Raw genomic sequence first — 16,592 nt, forward strand, 5'->3', positions numbered from 1 at the left:
CGTTCACTGGGGCATCCTAACTCCGAGGTCCGACGTGTGGCGCTGGGCGATGTCGGCGACGGCCCGTTCGAGGTTCGGGTCCTCGCCGCGGGCGAGACCCGCGTACTCCAGCGTGTACTCGGTGTCCGAGCCGTCCGAGCTGTCCGAGCCGCCCGAGCCGCCCGAGGCATCCGACCCGCCCGCGTCGGGGCCGGCCGTGCGCTTCGTCGGCACGACCTTCACCCACACCCGGCGCCGCGGCACGAAGAGCGAGGTGAGCAGGCCGAGCACGGACAGCACGGCGAACCCGGCGACGAAGAGCTGCGACGGGTCGTGGTGCACGTCGAGCGACACGTACCGCTTCACCCCGTCGAACGTGATGGAGCCGGCACCGTCCGGCAGCGACTTCGTCTGCCCGGGCTTCAGCTCGATGCTCGCGGCGGCCGACTGCCGGCCCGCGATCTGCTTGAGCCCGCTCGTGTCGAGCGTGTAGACGCTCTGCGGCACGCCGTCGTCGAGCCCGAGGTCGCCCGTGTAGACCTGCAGCGTCAGCAGCGGGTTCTGGTCGTCCGGGTAGTTGCTCGTGTACGCGCCGCTCGCCAGCTTCGTCGCCGTCGGGTAGAAGAACCCGACCATGCCGAGCTGGTCCGGGACCGCGTCCGGCACCTTGACGACGCCGGTCGAGGTGTAGTTCGCGTCCTCGGGCAGGAACGGCACGACGTCCTGGAACGCCACGTTGCCCTTGCCGTCGCGCACCGTCATCTGCATCGCGTAGCCGTTGCCGAGCAGGTACACGTTCGTACCGCCGACGCTCACCGGGTCGTTCACGCCGAGGCGGCCGGTCTTCGGGGCCTCGCCAGGCTGCCGGGTGGTCACGGTGGCGGAGTAGTCGAGCGCCTGTCCGAGGGCGTCGAGGTTCCGCTCCTCGTACTTCGTGACGAACTTGTCGAGCGTCAGGTTGTAGCCCTTGAGGTCGGTCTGCTGGAACCAGCGACCCGGGTTGAACGAGTCGTACGAGCCGAGCACGTTCGAGAAGGTCTGCCCCTCGACGAGGAGGCGCTGCCCGGTGTACCCGAACCCGCCGCCGACGCCGACCGCCAGGAGCACGCCGACCAGGGCCGCGTGGAACACCAGGTTGCCGGTCTCGCGCAGGTAGCCCCGCTCCGCGCTCACCGAGTCGCCGAAGCGCTCGACGCGGTACCCGGAGCGCTTGAGGATCGCCATCGCGCGGGTCACCGCGTGCTCGACGGACGGGAGGCCCGTGGCCGCGTCCGTCCCGCCGCTCGCGCCCGTCGTGGTGTCGCGTTCCAGGGTCGTGCGACCGACCGGCACGCTGCGGTAGCCCGCCAGGCGCGCCAGACGCACCGGCGTCTTCGGCGGCCGGGTGCGGAGCGCCTGCCAGTGGTGCTTCGTCCGCGGGACGATGCAGCCGATCAGGGAGACGAAGAGCAGCAGGTAGATCGCCGAGAACCACACCGAGGTGTAGGTGTCGAAGACCTGCAGCTTGTCGAGGACCGGGAACAGCTGCGGGTGGTCCGCCTTGTACTGCACGACGCCGTTCGGGTCCGCGGTGCGCTGCGGCACCAGGGAGCCCGGGATGGCCGCGAGGGCCAGGAGCATGAGGAGGAAGAGCGCCGTCCGCATGCTCGTGAGCTGGCGCCAGAAGAAGCGGAGGTAGCCGATCGGGCCGAGCTTCGGCTGGTTGACCCCGGAGTCGCCGGGGCCCGAGCCGTCGACGTGGTCGGACGGTCGCTGCGGGTCGGAGACGGCGTCGGCACCCTCGGCCGCGTCGGTCGGGGTGGGCTCCTCGGCCGGGTTCGTCGGGTCGGCCGGGTTCGTCGGGTCAGACTGCGGGGACAAAGCTCTGGATCACCGCCCCCGCGCTCGACATGACGGCCGACCAGATGCCGGTGACCATGAGCAGACCGATGACGATCAGGATCGCTCCTCCGATGATGTTGACGGTGCGCATGTGGCGCTTCACGGCGCGGATCGCACCCGTGGCCCACCCGGCGCCGAGCGCGACGAGCACGAACGGGATGCCGAGACCCAGGCAGTACGCGACCCCGAGCCACATGCCCTGCCAGGCGCTGCCGGACTGGACGCTGAGCAGGTTGATCGCGGCGAGGGTCGGGCCGAGGCACGGGGTCCAGCCGAGGCCGAACACGATGCCGAGCAGCGGTGCGCCGACGAGCCCGGTCGCGGGGGTCCAGCTCGGCTTCAGGCTGCGCTGCAGGAACGTGAACCGGCCGACGAAGACGAGGCCCATCGCGATGACGACGACGCCGAGGACCTGGGTGATGAGGTCGCGCCAGCGGACGAGCCAGAACCCGAGCGCACCGAAGACCGTCGTGTAGGCGACGAAGACGGCCGTGAAGCCGAGGATGAACAGCAGCACCCCGAGCACCACGCGACCCCGGCGCTGCCCACCCTCAGCGACGCCACCGACGTAGCCGAGGTAGCCCGGCACGAGGGGCAGCACGCACGGCGACAGGAACGAGACGAGCCCGGCGAGCGCCGCGACGGGGAGCGCCACGGCCATCTGCCCGCTGAGGATCGCGTCGGCGAAGGGGTTGCTGGACACGGGTCAGGAGGCCTTGCCGGCCAGTTCGTCACCGACGAGCGTGTCGAGGATCGACGGACCGTCGACGGCGCCGAGCACGCGGGCAGCGACCCGCCCCTGCTTGTCGAGCACGATGGTCGCGGGGACGGCGTTCGGCGCGATCTGCCCGGACAGCGCGAGCTGCATCTCGCCGGACTTCGCGTCGAGCACGGTCGGGTAGTCGATCCCGAAGGTCCGCTCGAACGCGGCGGCCGTGCCCTGCTCGTCGCGGACGTTCACGCCGATGAACTGGACGTCCTTGCCGGCGTACTCGTCGTGGACCTTGTTGAGGTACTTCGCCTCGGCGCGGCAGGGCGGGCAGCCGGCGTACCAGAAGTTGAGGACGACGACCTTGCCCTTGAGGGCCTTCGACGACACCGTGTCGCCGTCGGTGTCCTTCGCCGAGAAGTCGACGGCGTCGGTGCGCTTGTCGGTGGCGACCTCGGTCACCGCGCCGTCGCCGGAGATGTAGTTCTGCGTCGTGCCGTTGCCGTACTGCTTGGCGAGGCCGCCGCTGTCGGACGAGCACCCCGACAGGACGAGGGCGGCGGCGACGGCCGTCACCGCGAGGACCGCGAACCGCTTGCTGATGACGCTCACACTGCTCCTTCGTCGATCGCGGTCGCGCGCAGTGCCTGCGCCGGGTCCGCGTACCCGACCTCGGTGAAACGGCCGGACGAGGTGGCGGGTACACGCTCGACGGTCGTGATGCTGGAGAGGTCGCAGCGGCGCTTCCTCGGGTCGTGCCAGAGCTGCTCGCCGGCCAGACGGCGGTGCACCATCCAGATCGGCAGCTGGTGGCTGACGAGGACGACGTCGCCCTCGTCCACGCTCTCCCAGGCCGTCGCGACGGCGGCGAGCATCCGGTTCGCGATGGACTCGTACGCCTCGCCCCAGCTCGGTCGGAACGGGTTGGCGATCCACGGCCACTCCGCCGGACGCCGGAGCGAGCGCTTCGTGAAGCCCGGGGGCTGTCCCTCGTAGCGGTTCGTCGGTTCGATGAGTCGTTCGTCGAGCACGACCTCGAGCCCGTACGCCTCGGCCCACGGCGCCGCGGACTCCTGCGTGCGCTGCAGCGGGGAGGCCACGATCCGGCGCACGTCGACCCCGGCGTCCTTCCAGGCGGTCGCCGACGCGCGCGCCATCTGCTTGCCCAGGTCGCTCAGGCCGAAGCCCGGCAGTCGCCCGTAGAGCACACGGTCCGGGTTGTGCACCTCGCCGTGACGGACGAGGTGGATTCGGGTCGCGGGCATGGGTTCCAGTGTAGGTCGCCCAGCCGTTCCCACCGGCCGCACAGCCGATTCACCGGATGCGGAACCGCTCAGCCGAGCTCCCCGGACAGCCGCCGGTGCAGCGCAACCGAGCCGGTGTTGAGGTTCACCACCTCGACCGTGGACCCGTGCTTCGCGAAGCGCTGCTCGACCCCGTCGAGCGCGGCCACCGTGCTCGCGTCGAAGACGTGCGCCTCGGACATGTCGATGACGACGTGCTCCGGGTCCTCGGCGTACGAGAACCGGGTGACCAGGTCGTTCGACGACGCGAAGAACAGCGCACCGCGCACCCGGTACCGGACCGTGCGGTCGTCGACCGGCTCGCGGACGACCGTGACCACGTGCGCGACCCGGCGGGCGAAGACGAGGGCGGCGACGACCACGCCGACGAGCACCCCGGTCGCGAGGTTGTCGGTGGCGACGACGACCACGACAGTGATCACCATCACCGCGGTCTCGCCGAGCGGCATCCGGCGGAGCGTGCGCGGCCGGATGCTGTGCCAGTCGAAGGTCGCGACGCACACCATGACCATCACCGCGGTGAGGGCGGCCATCGGGATCTCGGCGACGACGTCGTGCAGCACGATCGTCAGGACCAGGACGGAGACGCCCGCCGTGAAGGTCGACACCCGCGTCCGCGCGCCCGCGGTCTTCACGTTGATGACGGTCTGCCCGATCATCGCGCAACCGCCCGTCCCGCCGAAGAAGGCCGAGGCGACGTTCGCGACGCCCTGCCCCCAGGACTCCCGCCACTTGCTCGACCCCGTCTCGGTGATCGAGTCGACGAGCTGCGCGGTGAGGAGGGTCTCGATGAGCCCGACGATCGCGACGCCGAACGCGTACGGCGCGATGAGCTGCAGGGTCCCGAGGCTGAGCGGGACCGTGATGCCGTTGAACCCGGGCAGCGCGGTCGGCAGCGAGCCCTCGTCGCCGACCGTGGGCACGGCCACGCCGAACACGATCGTGATCGCGGTGATCACCACGACCGCGATGAGGGGCGCGGGGATCGCCTTCGTCAGGAAGGGGAAGCCGACGATGATCGCCACCCCGAGGGCGGTGAGCGGCCAGACGACGACGGGGACGTCGCCGCCGAAGAGGTTCGGCAGCTGCGCCGTGAAGATCAGGATCGCGAGGGCGTTGACGAACGCCACGTTGACGCTCCGCGGGATGAACCGCATCAGGCGTGCGACCCCGAGGAACCCGAGCACGACCTGGACGAGGCCGCCGAGGACGATCGTCGGCACGAGGTAGGCGATCCCGTGGTCCCGCACGAGCGGGGCGATGACGAGCGCGACCGAGCCGGCGGCCGCGGACACCATCGCCGGGCGCCCGCCCACGATGGAGATGACGACGGCGATCACCACGCTCGAGAACAACCCGACGGCGGGGTCGACGCCGGCGACGACCGAGAACGATATCGCCTCGGGGATGAGCGCGAGCGCGGTGACGACGCCGGCCAGGACCTCTCGCGTGAGGAGCCGGGGCGAGCGCAGGGCGCTGAGGACGCTCGGGGCGGTGGGGGCGTGGGTGATCACGGACATCACCGGGAACTCTACCCTCACGTGAGGGTAGAGTTGGTCGTGTGAGCACCACCATGCACATCGGGGAACTGGCCGAGCGCGCGGCGATGTCCCTCCGGACCATCCGCCACTACGACGAGGTCGGGCTGCTCGTGCCCAGCGGTCGGACGTCGGGCGGGTTCCGCGTCTACACCGAGCAGGACCTCGAGCGGTTGCTGGTGATCCGGCGGATGAAGCCGCTCGGGTTCACCCTCGACGAGATGGCCGAGCTGCTCCGGGTCGTCGACGGCCTCGCCGCGAAGGACCCCGACGACGAAGCCGCACTCGCCGCCCGACTCGACGAGTTCCTGCTCGACGCCCGTGCCCGGCACGCGAAGCTCGTCGAGCGTGCGGGCATGGCCGAGGAGTTCATCGGGACCCTCGGCTCACTCCGCGCTTCGCTCCCCTGACGGTCGGCTATCGGGCCGTCAGCGATCGGGGAGCTCTCCGGCGTCGATGAGGCGCGCACGCTCGCGTCGCGCGGTGCGCCATTCCGCGCTCCGGCGGATCAGCTCGTCGTGCTCCCAGATGATCCGGCGGGCCTTCCACGGGCGGAAGCGGTACCGCCGCCGAACGCGCTCGCGCCACTCCTGTTGCCGACGCGTCACCAGTGCCAGCACCGGGTCCTCCACCGTCATCGTTCTTCCCTTCCCGTGATCAGCCCCAGCACCATCGTGCCGAGCGCGGCGTCATCGCCGCCAAGAATCCGCATGTCGTACATCGCCTGGGCACTCATCGAGCCGATCTCCGCCCGCCCGACGTCGCCGTCACACGCCTGCTCCACCGTCCACACGAACCGCGACCACGCGCGATCCCGCTCCTCGCGCGCCACGTCCCGCCGCCACCGCAGCACCGCCCACACTCCCCCGACGACCCCCACCACCAGCGTCAACGCCGCCGCCCCCAGCGCCGCGACCACCGTCGCGACCGCCGCAGGCGGCCAGGCCGCGAGCCCCTCGACCCCTGCCGTCATCCGGGGCCTCCCTCCAGCTCACGACCCGGCCACGTCGACGACGCTACGGACACGGCGGACCCGCCACGCGCCTCCAGGCCGACCCGTGGAGAACACCCCGACCGGGCCGAGCTGTGGAGGAACGAGCACCGGCTGAGCCGGAGCATTAGACTCGACCACCGTGATCGAACGCACCCGCATCGCCGACCTCGCCGCACTCCCTGACGGCCCCGTCTCCGTCGCCGGATGGGTGGAGACCGTCCGAGACCAGAAGAAGGTGCAGTTCGTCGTCCTCCGCGACGAGTCCGGCGCCGCACAGCTCGTCAACCCCGCCACGCGCGAGGCCGAGGACGGCGACGACGCCGCCCAGCTCGCGCTCGGCATCACCAACGAGATCTCCGGCCTCGCACACGGCACGTTCGTGCACGTGCGCGGCACCCTGAAGCACGACGAGCGCGTCAAGCTCGGCGGGCTCGAGGTCAAGGTCGGGTCGCTCGAGGTGATCAGCGCCGCGATCCCGGAGACCCCGATCGCCGACGACTCCTCGCTCGACAAGCGGCTCGACTGGCGCTTCCTCGACCTGCGGAACCGCAAGCAGAACCTCATCTTCCGCATCCAGACGACGATGGAGCACGCGTTCCGCACGTACTGGGTCGAGCGTGACTACATCGAGATCCACACGCCGAAGCTGATGGCCTCGGCGTCGGAGTCCCGCGCCGAGCTCTTCCAGCTCGAGTACTTCGAGACGACGGCGTACCTCGCGCAGTCGCCGCAGAACTTCAAGCAGATGGCCCAGCCGGCCGGCTTCGGTGCGGTCTTCGAGATCGCCGACGCCTTCCGCGCCGACCCCTCGTTCACGAGCCGTCACGCCACCGAGTTCACGAGCATCGACGCCGAGTTCTCGTGGGTCGAGTCCCACCAGGACGTCATGGCCATGCACGAGGAACTCCTCGTCGCCGGCTTCACGGCCGTCAAGGAGAAGCACGGCAAGGACATCGAAGAGGTCTTCGGCTTCGAGTTCGTCGTGCCGACCGCTCCGTTCCCCCGCGTCACCCTGGCCGAGGCCCGGAAGATCGTCGCCGACAGCGGCTACGAGGTCGTCCGCGCCGACGGCGACCTCGACCCCGAGGGCGAGCGTCGCGTCAGCGCGTGGGCGAAGGAGCACCACGGCTCCGAGTTCGTCTTCGTCACCGACTACGACGCCTCGATCCGGCCGTACTACCACATGCGTCACGCCGACGACCCGACGCTCACGAACAGTTACGACCTGCTGTTCAACGGCGCCGAGATCTCGACCGGTGCGCAGCGCGAACACCGCGTGGAGACCCTGACGGCCCAGGCCGTCGAGAAGGGCCTCGACCCGGAGGAGCTCGGCTGGTACCTCGACTTCTTCCGCTACGGCGTGCCGCCGCACGGCGGGTTCGGCATGGGCCTCGCGCGCGTGCTCATGCTCGCGCTGCACGAGCCGTCCATCCGTGAGGTCACGTACCTGTTCCGCGGCCCGACGCGCCTCACCCCGTAGTCACCGGGCACACGACACCCGGCACACGACAGCGGCCCCCGTTCCGAGAACGGGGGCCGCTTCGCGTCTGCCTGGAGGCGCGGCTCAGCTCTGCCAGTCGATGGCGGCCCGCCCCGTGACGAGGCCACGGATCTCCGCTGCCGCAGCCTGGTGCTGCGGGTCCACCTGGTACTCGTCGAGTCCGGCGAGGTCGTCGAACGTCGCGACGACGGCGACGTCCTGGTTCCCGTCCGGGTAGGCCACGTTCTCGACGACCTCGAGCGAGCGGATCGAGCCGACCGTGCCGACGAGGCCGACGAGCAGCTCGCGGATGCGCCCGATCGACTCTTCACGGTCGAGGTCCTCGCGCAGGGTCCAGGAGACGACGTGGTGGATCATGCGCGGGCCTCGGCCTTCTCGAGCGCACGCTCGAGCCGGTCGGCGTCGACGTGCCAGTTGCTGTGGACACGCCCGTCGACCAGGACGACCGGGATGTCCTCCGCGTACTCGAGGCGCAGGGCGTCGTCGTCGAGGATGGACAGCTCCTGCAGGGTCGTTCCGGGGTGGCTCGCCACGACGCGTTCGACGACCGGGCGGGCGTCGTCGCAGAGGTGGCAGCCGGGCTTCGTCAGCAGGGTCACGGCAGGCATGACCCCACCATATCCGGCGTCGAAGCGGGCACCCGTCCGGCAGGACACGGCTGTGCCGTTAAATGCGAAAGCCCCGGCGAACCGGGGCTTCAGCGGCAAGTCGTACGACTTACTTCTTGTTGCGACGCTGGTGGCGCGTCTTGCGAAGCAGCTTGCGGTGCTTCTTCTTCGCCATGCGCTTGCGACGCTTCTTGATGACAGAACCCATAACGGACCTCACTCGGACTGATGTTGTGTGGACACCGGGCCAACGAGACCGCGGAAAAACAACCCCGCCGAGTCTAGCGGAGCGCTGACGCGATGTCGAACGGCGCGGTTCGGACCCGCCTAGCCGACGTCGGCGACGCCACCGCGCAGGACATCCGCGACGGCGGACTCCGGGACGCGGAACGAGCGGCCGAAGCGGATGGCGGGGAGTTCCCCCGCGTGGACCATGCGGTAGACGGTCATCTTGGAGACGCGCATCATCTCGGCGACCTCAGCGACGGTGAGGAAGCGCACGTCGTCGAAACTGCCGGTCATGGTCCGCCTTCGGGATCGGTGTGACCTGTGTGGTCACTGGACACTGTAGGGGCCGGTGAGACCGGTGTCCAGATGGGGTTCAGTCCTCGTCGCCACGCCGCGTGAAGCGCTTGCGGCTGCTCTCGACGACGCGCTCCCACCCCTGCTGTGCGCCGGACAGCGCCGCGGTCGCACGGTGCGATGCCTCGGCCATCACCCGGCCGAGTTCGGTGCCGACCTCGACGGTGGCCTTGCCCGCCACGCCGTTCCGCCGGATCGACACCGGCTGGCCGTCCATCGTCCACGCGGTGGTCGCCGGGGTGCCGTCCGCGTCGACCGCACCGGTGAAGGGCATGACCCACTCCTCGATGCCGACGAGGGGCTCCGGATCGAGGCGGTAGTAGCGGTGCTGGCCCTCTTCGCGGCTCGTCACGAGGCCGATGTCCCGCAGGACCCGGAGGTGCTTCGACACGGTCGGCTGGCTGACGCCGAGCTTCTCGACGAGCTGGCCGACGCTGAGTTCGCCGCCGGTCACGTCGGATCCGTACGCCGAGAGGAGCGCCCCGAGCAGTTCGCGTCTGGTGGGGTCCGCCACGACGCTGAAGATGTCGGCCATGGGGCAAGGCTAGCCGCGGCACCACGGATGTACCATGACGAACCGTCCCGCCCATGTCCCCGGAGGCATACGATGCTCGACCGGCACGAGCCGCTCACCCGCTCCGCGGGCGCGACCCGCCGACGCCCGTCGCGTCTCGGCACGGCCCTCCGCTCGTCCCCGTCGCGGCTGGCGATCGCGGTCTTCGTCGCGCTGATCTTCCTCTTCACGAGTCTCTTCATGACCCCGTGGGCGGCTGCGGACGGGCAGTCGACGCACTTCGCGGACGCCCTCTTCACCGCGGCATCGGTGGTCTGCGTCACCGGCCTCGCGACCGTCGACATGGCGACGCACTGGTCGGTCTTCGGCAAGACGCTCGTCGTGATCGGCACCCAGATCGGCGCCGTCGGCGTGCTGACCTTCGCCTCGATCCTCGGGCTCTTCGTGACCCGGAAGCTCGGGTTGCGCGCCAAGCTCATGGCCGCCGGCGACTCGAACCCGCTCCGGACCCACCACGGCGCCGTCCCCGAGGGCCAGGCGGTCCGGCTCGGCGAGGTCGGCACCCTGCTCGCCACCGTCGCGGTGAGCACCCTGTCGATCGAGATCGTCCTCGGGCTGCTGTTGCTGCCCTCGGTCCTCATCGCGGGCATGCCGTTCTGGACGGCGGTCGGCGACTCGTTCTACTACGCGGCGATGGCGTTCACGAACACCGGGTTCGTGCCGAACGCCAGCGGCCTGGCCCCCTTCGCGCACGACTACTGGTTCCTGTCGCTGCTCATGGTCGGCGTCGTCGCGGGCTCCATCGGCTTCCCCGTGATCCGCGCCCTGACGAAGCAGCTCCGCACGCCCCGCCGCTGGCCCATCCACGTGAAGCTGACCCTGGCGACGAGCGCGGTCCTGCTCGTCGGCGGCGCGACCGTGTACATCGCGCTCGAGGCGTCGAACCCGACCACCTTCGGCGAGGAGGGCGCGGGCCGGACGGCGTTCCAGGCCCTCTTCCTGTCGACGATGACCCGGTCCGGCGGGTTCTCCCTCGTCGACTTCGACCAGCTCAACGGGTCGAGCCTGCTCGTCACCGACATGCTCATGTTCATCGGCGGCGGCTCGGCGTCGACCGCCGGCGGCATCAAGGTCACGACGCTGGCCGTGCTGTTCCTCGCCGCGGTCGCCGAGGCGCGCGGACGCCAGAGCATGGAGGCCTTCGGGCGACGCATCCCGAGCGACGTGCTCCGCGTCGCCGTGGCCGTCGTGCTGTGGGGCGCCACCATCGTCGCCGTGGCCACGGTGGTCCTGCTGCAGATCACCCACGAGTCCCTCGACCGGGTGCTGTTCGAGGTGATCTCGGCGTTCGCCACCTGCGGCCTGTCCTCCGGGGTGTCCGCGAGCCTGCCCGAGTCGGGCAAGTACGTGCTCGCCGCGACGATGTTCCTCGGCCGTGTCGGTACAGTGACCATCGCCGCTGCCCTGGCCGCCAGCCAGAGCCGGCAGCTGTTCCGCCGTCCCGAGGAGAGGCCGATCGTTGGCTGACCGCAATCGTCCGCACCCGCTGGGTGCCGTCAGTCACGACGCCCCGGTGCTCGTCATCGGCCTCGGCCGGTTCGGTGCCGCCACCGCCGGGCAGCTCGAACGGCAGGACCGCGAGGTCCTCGTCGTCGACACCGACGCCGGCCTCGTGCAGAAGTGGTCGGACCGGGTCACCCACGCGGTGCAGGCCGACGCGACCGACATCGACGCGCTCCGGCAGATCGGCGCCCAGGACTTCCCGATCGCGGTCGTCGGCACCGGCAGCGACCTCGAGTCGAGCGTCCTCATCACGGCGAACCTGGTCGACCTCGGCATCCCGCAGATCTGGGCGAAGGCGATCAGCCGCTCGCACGGCACGATCCTGTCCCGGATCGGCGCGAACCACGTGGTCTACCCGGAGCGAGAGGCCGGCGAGCGCACGGCCCACCTCGTGTCCGGGCGGATGCTCGACTTCATCGAGTTCGACGACGACTTCGCCGTGGTCAAGATGTTCCCGCCGGCCTCGGTCCGCGGGAAGGACCTCGCCACGACGGTGATCCGCACGCGCTTCGGGCTCACCGTGCTCGGGATCAAGACGCCGGGCCGGGCGTTCGTACCGGCCACCCCGGAGAGCGTGATCGGTCAGGACGACGTCATCATCGTCTCCGGTACCGAGGGTGACCTGGAGCGGTTCGCGGCCCTGGAGTGACCACGGGACGGCCTGGAGGCGCGTGGCGGGCCCGCCACGCGCCTCCAGGCCGCCACCGGTCGCCGTCTACCCCTGCGACAGTTCCTCCGCCCGCTCGATCGCCGCGCGGGACGCCCGCTCGAAGGTCCCCGCGAAGTCGGCGTCCTGCAGGACCGCGACGGCGCGCTCGGTGGTGCCCTTCGGGCTCGTGACCGCGCGGCGGAGGTCCGCCGGTTCCCTGCCCGACGCAGCGAGCAGTTCGACCGCGCCGCGCAGGGTGCCCTGGACCATGGTCTCGGCCTGCTCGTGGGTGAACCCAAGCGACTCGGCCGCCTGCTGCCACTGCTCCACGAGCAGGAACACGTACGCCGGCCCGGAGCCGGACACCGCGGACAGCGCGTCGAGCTGCGACTCGGGGACCTCGATGACCACGCCGGACGCGGCGAACACCGACGACGCGAGCGCCACCGCGTCCGCGTCGGCCGACGCGCCGGGGCTGATGCCCGTCACGCCGTGCCCGACGCCGATCGGCGTGTTCGGCAGGGCGCGCACCACGCGGACACCCGCGGGCAGCTTCGCCTCCATGCTGGCGGTCGTCGTCCCGACCGCGACACTCACCACGACCGCGCCGGGCTCGAGGTCCTGGGCGACCTCGTCGAGCAGGTCGCCGATCGCGTACGGCTTGACGCCGAGGACGACGAGCGCGGCACCCCGGACGGCCGCGCGGTTCGCGTCGGCGTCGGTGTCGGTCGCCGCGGCGTCGAGGCCACGCTGCCGGTGCGCGGCGGCCGACGCCTCGGACTTCGTCGTCAGCGTGACCGTGGCCGGGTCGAGGCCGGCGGCGAGCAGCCCGTCGAGGACCGCGCCGGACATGGAGCCGACGCCGAGCAGGGCGGTGCGGGGCAGTTCGATCGTCATGCTCCCGACCCTATCCAGCGCTCGCGCCTAGGATCGGATCGCACGTCAGGGAGAAGGGACACCCGTGAGCGCTTCCGGAGGCACCAAGGCCATCCTCGCCGCACTCGGTGCCAACGTCGGCATCGCGATCGTCAAGTTCATCGCCGCGGCGATCAGCGGGTCGGCGTCGATGCTGGCCGAGGGCGTGCACTCCCTGGCGGACTCGGCGAACCAGCTCCTCCTGCTGCTCGGCGGCCGGCGCGCACGGCGTGCGGCGGACGAGGAGCACCCGTTCGGCTACGGCCGGGAGCGCTACGTCTACGCCTTCGTCGTCTCGATCATCCTGTTCTCGGTCGGCGGTGTCTTCTCGCTCTACGAGGGCATCGAGAAGCTCACCCACCCGCACCCCCTCGAGAACTGGTGGCTGCCGCTCGTGGTGCTCGTCATCGCGATCGGGCTCGAGGGCTTCTCACTCCGCACCGCCCTGCGCGAGGCCCGCCCGCAGAAGGGCCGGCAGAGCTGGGTGCAGTTCGTCCGCCGGGCCAAGGCGCCGGAGCTCCCGGTCGTCATGCTCGAGGACACGGCGGCGCTGCTCGGCCTCGTGTTCGCCCTGTTCGGCGTCGGCCTCACCGCGATCACCGGCAACGGCGTGTTCGACGCGATCGGCACCATCTTCATCGCGGCGCTGCTCATCGCCGTCGCGGTCGTGCTCGGCATCGAGACGAAGAGCCTGCTCGTGGGTGAGGGAGCGACCGCGGCCGACGTCGAGCGCATCAAGCAGGCGCTGCTCGACGGGCCGGAGGTCGATTCGATCATCCACATCAAGACCCTCTACCTCGGGCCGGACGAGCTCATGGTCGGCGTGAAGGTCGCGGTCGACGGTGACCGACGGCTCGGCGACGTCGCGGCCGGCATCGACACCGTCGAGCAGCGGATCCGGGCCGCCGTGCCGATCGCCCGGGTGATCTACGTCGAACCCGACGTGCTCCGCACGGGCCCGCGGCCGCCGACCGAGGCGATCGTCATCCGCGCCGCAGACTGAAGAACGCGTCGAGCACGGCCGAGCACTCCTCCTCGAGCACCCCGGCGACCACCTCGGACCGGTGCGGCAGCCGACGGTCCCGCGCGATGTCGTAGACGCTCCCGCTCGCGCCGGCCTTCGGGTCCCAGGCCCCGAACACGACGCGCGGCACCCGGGCGGCCATGACCGCGCCGGCGCACATCGGGCACGGCTCGAGGGTGACGACGAGGGTGTGGTCCGCGAGGTGCCAGTCCCCCGTCACGGCGGCGGCCGCGCGGAGGGCGAGCACCTCGGCGTGCGCCGTCGGGTCCTGCAACGCCTCGCGCTCGTTCCGACCGACCGCCACCACGGCGCCGTCCCGGTCGAGCACGACGGCCCCCACGGGCACGTCCCCGGTTGCCAGGCAGGCGCGGGCCTCGTCGAGCGCACGTCGCATCGCGGGGACGAACGGACGGGCGGCGGGCTCTTCCACGGGACCTCCTGGCGGTCGGCGGCACGGTAGGGTCGACCCTATGCGAGTCCACGTCGCCGACCACCCGCTCATCACCCACAAGCTCTCGGTGCTCCGCGACCGTACGACGCCCTCCCCCACGTTCCGTGCCCTCACCGAAGAGCTCGTGACGCTGCTGGCGTACGAGGCGACCCGGAACGTGCGCGTCACCGCGACGCCGATCGACACCCCGGTGGCACACACCATGGGCGTCTCGATCGCGAAGCCGCGTCCGCTCGTCGTGCCGATCCTCCGTGCCGGGCTCGGCATGCTCGAGGGCATGGTCAAGCTCGTCCCCACGGCCGAGGTCGGCTTCCTCGGCATGGCGCGCAACGAGGAGACCCTCGAGCCGCAGACCTACGCCGAGCGCCTGCCCGACGACCTCTCCGGCCGCCAGTGCTTCGTGCTCGACCCGATGCTCGCGACCGGCGGCACCCTCGCCGCGGCGATCGACTTCCTGTTCGCCCGCGGCGCGGAAGAGGTCACCTGCGTGTGCATCCTCGGTGCGCCCGAGGGCCTCGCGATGGTCGAGCAGGCCGTCGGCGACCGCAACGTGTCGATCGTCCTCGGGGCGCTCGACGAGAAGCTCGACGAGAACGGCTACATCGTGCCCGGGCTCGGCGACGCCGGCGACCGCCTGTACGGGCTCGCCGAGTAGCGCAGACCGGTCACGTTCCGGACTGGAGGCGCGGTGCCAGCTGGCACCGCGCCTCCAGTCCGTCGTGGCGCGCGTCGCGACGGCCGCACCCGCCCCTTCCGGGCGTACCGCGTCGTTCCGGGCGTACCTGGTCGTTCCGGGCGTACCGAGTCGTTCCGGGCGTACCGAGTCGTTCCGGGCGTACCGAGTCGTTCCGGGCGTACCTGGTCGGTTCTTTCCGTCCGGTACGCCCGATTCGACTTTCAATCGAGGGTGCGATGGGAAGGAACGGGCGCGGTGTGCGGCGTCCGGGGCGGCCACGCAGAACACACCGTCCACGCGGACGGTTGACACGGGGTTGGTATACCGCTGATACTCGTCCCATGACTGCAATCGTGTCCGCCCGCGTCCTCTCCGAGGCACTGGGGACCGCCGGCATGATGATGCCGGCCACGGCCGTCATGCGTTGTCGAATGTGTGCCTGATCGGCACCCGTTCCAGCCGGATCCCCCGCGACACCACCCCGGTCGCGCGCGCGTGATCCCCGGATGACGACCACGTCGACGACGCGCACCACGTCACGAGGCTCGTCTCCCGCACCCCCGGGTCCGCCCCGGTCCCTCGCAGGACCGCAGGGCACCACGGCGCTCGCCGTACCCGGGCCGACGCATTCGACACAGCCGCGGCCACCACATCGTGCCGCAGCCACATCGCCCGGAGAACCGCCATGTCGCTCACCATCGCTCAGCCCCGCACCGCACTCCGCACCGCTGCACCGGCACCCACCGACCTCGGCACCGTGACGCCGATCCGTCCCCGCCGCGAGCCCGTCGCCCCGCCGTCGTCGAACGGCGTGCCCACCAGCCCGGTCGTCGCGCCGCAGCGGAACCGTGCGCTCCCCGAGGGCACCGAGGCCCGCGGGTTCGCCCTCTACGTCGGCATCGACGAGGCGAAGGCCGTGGCCGCCGGCACCACGCTCGCCGCGGTGGTCGAGCAGCTCAAGGCCCTCACCGCGCAGCTCGTCCCGTCGTCGGAGACCTACGCCGCCGTGGCGGTCGCCGCCGAGGGCTCGGGTGGCCGCGACGTCGACGTGGTCCGCCTCGCACTGCAGGACCGTTCCGCGGTGGCCGCGCGGAAGCAGGCGGAGAAGCCCGAGCCCGAGGAGACCGGGGTCGTCATCGACATCTCGCGGAAGCGCGTGACGCTCGACGGTGAAGCCGCTCCCCTGACCTACAAGGAGTTCGAGCTCCTGCAGTTCCTCGTCCTCCGCGAGGGCCAGACCGTCGACCGCTCGGCGATCATCGACGGGCTCTGGTCCGACGGCGAGGACGAGACGCCGAACGAGCGCACGATCGACGTGCACGTCCGCCGGCTCCGCTCGAAGCTCGGCGCCTTCGAGGAGATCGTCCGGACGGTCCGTGGTGTCGGCTACCGGTTCGACCGTCACGCCGACGTCGCCGTGCGCTACGCGTCCACGCCCTCGCCCGACCTCTTCTGATCCACACGGCGCGCTCTTGGTGAACTCGCAGCGAACGGCGGTTGCACCCTCTGGCGCGCCGTTACCGGTTCGTTATACAGTCGGTCGTGCAGTCGGTGTTTGCTGTGGCAGCGGCTGTGGAATGTGATTGCAGGACACTCTTGGTGCAAGGGAGAGGGCCGGTCGTCCCCGTGACGGCCGGCCCTCGTCACGTCCGCGACCACCCCTCGCGGCCCTGACGTGTCCGCGTTGCGTCCGGTGTCGCCGCC

The 16,592-nt window shown here is 71.0% G+C and carries 21 protein-coding genes; 7 read left to right on the top strand and 14 right to left on the bottom strand.

The features are described 5' to 3' along the window. Nucleotides 1-3: 3 nt before the first annotated feature. The 5 genes from resB to EDF64_RS04050 all read right to left on the bottom strand — a co-directional run bounded on the left by resB (nucleotide 4) and on the right by EDF64_RS04050 (nucleotide 5,393). Entirely contained in the window at nucleotides 4-1,839 is a 1,836-nt protein-coding gene (resB, locus tag EDF64_RS04030; protein WP_133518788.1) for a cytochrome c biogenesis protein ResB, read from the bottom strand. After that, complete coding sequence (locus EDF64_RS04035; protein WP_133518941.1) at nucleotides 1,823-2,521, bottom strand: cytochrome c biogenesis CcdA family protein; 699 nt, start codon at nucleotides 2,519-2,521, stop codon at nucleotides 1,823-1,825. The genes resB and EDF64_RS04035 overlap by 17 nt, the downstream gene beginning before the upstream one ends. Nucleotides 2,522-2,566: 45 nt before the next feature. Further along, complete coding sequence (locus EDF64_RS04040; protein ID WP_133518789.1) at nucleotides 2,567-3,181, bottom strand: TlpA family protein disulfide reductase; 615 nt, start codon at nucleotides 3,179-3,181, stop codon at nucleotides 2,567-2,569. Beyond that, on the bottom strand, nucleotides 3,178-3,834 hold the full coding sequence (locus EDF64_RS04045; RefSeq protein WP_133518790.1) for a histidine phosphatase family protein: 657 nt from the start codon (nucleotides 3,832-3,834) through the stop codon (nucleotides 3,178-3,180). Before EDF64_RS04045 ends, EDF64_RS04040 begins: the two co-directional genes overlap by 4 nt. Nucleotides 3,835-3,902: 68 nt before the next feature. After that, nucleotides 3,903-5,393, bottom strand: a complete 1,491-nt coding sequence (locus EDF64_RS04050; RefSeq protein WP_133518791.1) for a SulP family inorganic anion transporter — start codon at nucleotides 5,391-5,393, stop codon at nucleotides 3,903-3,905. A gap of 53 nt (nucleotides 5,394-5,446) precedes the next feature. Between EDF64_RS04050 and EDF64_RS04055 the strand changes: the two genes are divergently transcribed. Beyond that, nucleotides 5,447-5,821 carry a MerR family transcriptional regulator gene (locus tag EDF64_RS04055; protein ID WP_133518942.1) on the top strand — a complete coding sequence of 125 codons (375 nt, stop codon included), beginning with the start codon at nucleotides 5,447-5,449 and terminating at the stop codon, nucleotides 5,819-5,821. Nucleotides 5,822-5,839: 18 nt separating this feature from the next. On the opposite strand, the gene EDF64_RS04060 is transcribed toward EDF64_RS04055, so the two are convergent. After that, on the bottom strand, nucleotides 5,840-6,049 hold the full coding sequence (locus EDF64_RS04060; protein ID WP_133518792.1) for a hypothetical protein: 210 nt from the start codon (nucleotides 6,047-6,049) through the stop codon (nucleotides 5,840-5,842). Next, nucleotides 6,046-6,384, bottom strand: coding sequence for a hypothetical protein (locus EDF64_RS04065; protein WP_133518793.1), 339 nt, complete (start codon nucleotides 6,382-6,384; stop codon nucleotides 6,046-6,048). The genes EDF64_RS04060 and EDF64_RS04065 overlap by 4 nt, the downstream gene beginning before the upstream one ends. Nucleotides 6,385-6,544: 160 nt before the next feature. On the opposite strand from EDF64_RS04065, the gene aspS reads away from it, so the two are divergent. Next, complete coding sequence (aspS, locus tag EDF64_RS04070; RefSeq protein ID WP_133518794.1) at nucleotides 6,545-7,885, top strand: aspartate--tRNA(Asn) ligase; 1,341 nt, start codon at nucleotides 6,545-6,547, stop codon at nucleotides 7,883-7,885. An 84-nt stretch (nucleotides 7,886-7,969) separates the two neighbouring features. On the opposite strand, the gene EDF64_RS04075 is transcribed toward aspS, so the two are convergent. The 5 genes from EDF64_RS04075 to EDF64_RS04095 form a co-directional block, all read right to left on the bottom strand. Further along, entirely contained in the window at nucleotides 7,970-8,263 is a 294-nt protein-coding gene (locus tag EDF64_RS04075; protein WP_133518795.1) for a Dabb family protein, read from the bottom strand. Continuing rightward, the gene (locus EDF64_RS04080) at nucleotides 8,260-8,514 is read right to left on the bottom strand and encodes a glutaredoxin family protein (RefSeq protein ID WP_133518796.1); all 255 of its coding nucleotides are present in this window, start codon (nucleotides 8,512-8,514) and stop codon (nucleotides 8,260-8,262) included. The genes EDF64_RS04075 and EDF64_RS04080 overlap by 4 nt, the downstream gene beginning before the upstream one ends. Nucleotides 8,515-8,623: 109 nt before the next feature. Then, nucleotides 8,624-8,722, bottom strand: coding sequence for a 30S ribosomal protein bS22 (locus EDF64_RS04085; RefSeq protein WP_003792170.1), 99 nt, complete (start codon nucleotides 8,720-8,722; stop codon nucleotides 8,624-8,626). 119 nt (nucleotides 8,723-8,841) lie between these two features. Beyond that, nucleotides 8,842-9,036 carry a helix-turn-helix domain-containing protein gene (locus EDF64_RS04090; RefSeq protein WP_017888579.1) on the bottom strand — a complete coding sequence of 65 codons (195 nt, stop codon included), beginning with the start codon at nucleotides 9,034-9,036 and terminating at the stop codon, nucleotides 8,842-8,844. Nucleotides 9,037-9,115: 79 nt separating this feature from the next. Then, nucleotides 9,116-9,631 carry an ArsR/SmtB family transcription factor gene (locus EDF64_RS04095; RefSeq protein WP_133518797.1) on the bottom strand — a complete coding sequence of 172 codons (516 nt, stop codon included), beginning with the start codon at nucleotides 9,629-9,631 and terminating at the stop codon, nucleotides 9,116-9,118. A gap of 72 nt (nucleotides 9,632-9,703) precedes the next feature. On the opposite strand from EDF64_RS04095, the gene EDF64_RS04100 reads away from it, so the two are divergent. Next, nucleotides 9,704-11,137: a TrkH family potassium uptake protein gene (locus EDF64_RS04100; RefSeq protein WP_133518798.1), complete on the top strand. Its 1,434-nt coding sequence runs from the start codon at nucleotides 9,704-9,706 to the stop codon at nucleotides 11,135-11,137. Next, nucleotides 11,130-11,822, top strand: a complete 693-nt coding sequence (locus tag EDF64_RS04105) for a potassium channel family protein (protein WP_243736240.1) — start codon at nucleotides 11,130-11,132, stop codon at nucleotides 11,820-11,822. The genes EDF64_RS04100 and EDF64_RS04105 overlap by 8 nt, the downstream gene beginning before the upstream one ends. A 66-nt stretch (nucleotides 11,823-11,888) precedes the next feature. Here the strand turns inward: EDF64_RS04105 and proC are convergent, their stop codons facing one another. Next, entirely contained in the window at nucleotides 11,889-12,719 is an 831-nt protein-coding gene (proC, locus tag EDF64_RS04110) for a pyrroline-5-carboxylate reductase (RefSeq protein ID WP_133518799.1), read from the bottom strand. A gap of 64 nt (nucleotides 12,720-12,783) precedes the next feature. On the opposite strand from proC, the gene EDF64_RS04115 reads away from it, so the two are divergent. Further along, nucleotides 12,784-13,740 carry a cation diffusion facilitator family transporter gene (locus EDF64_RS04115; protein WP_133518800.1) on the top strand — a complete coding sequence of 319 codons (957 nt, stop codon included), beginning with the start codon at nucleotides 12,784-12,786 and terminating at the stop codon, nucleotides 13,738-13,740. Here EDF64_RS04115 and EDF64_RS04120 read toward each other — a convergent pair. Beyond that, complete coding sequence (locus EDF64_RS04120) at nucleotides 13,721-14,155, bottom strand: nucleoside deaminase (RefSeq protein WP_133518944.1); 435 nt, start codon at nucleotides 14,153-14,155, stop codon at nucleotides 13,721-13,723. The genes EDF64_RS04115 and EDF64_RS04120 overlap by 20 nt on opposite strands. Nucleotides 14,156-14,231: 76 nt before the next feature. Here EDF64_RS04120 and upp point away from each other — a divergent pair, with 76 nt between their 5' ends. Continuing rightward, a complete protein-coding gene (gene upp, locus EDF64_RS04125) occupies nucleotides 14,232-14,867 on the top strand; it encodes a uracil phosphoribosyltransferase (RefSeq protein ID WP_071290729.1) in 636 nt (211 codons plus the stop codon). Between the two features lie 706 nt (nucleotides 14,868-15,573). Beyond that, nucleotides 15,574-16,344, top strand: a complete 771-nt coding sequence (locus EDF64_RS04130; RefSeq protein ID WP_133518801.1) for a winged helix-turn-helix domain-containing protein — start codon at nucleotides 15,574-15,576, stop codon at nucleotides 16,342-16,344. Nucleotides 16,345-16,592 lie beyond the last annotated feature (248 nt).

The organism is Curtobacterium flaccumfaciens, from assembly GCF_004361695.1.
Classification (GTDB): domain Bacteria; phylum Actinomycetota; class Actinomycetes; order Actinomycetales; family Microbacteriaceae; genus Curtobacterium; species Curtobacterium flaccumfaciens_B.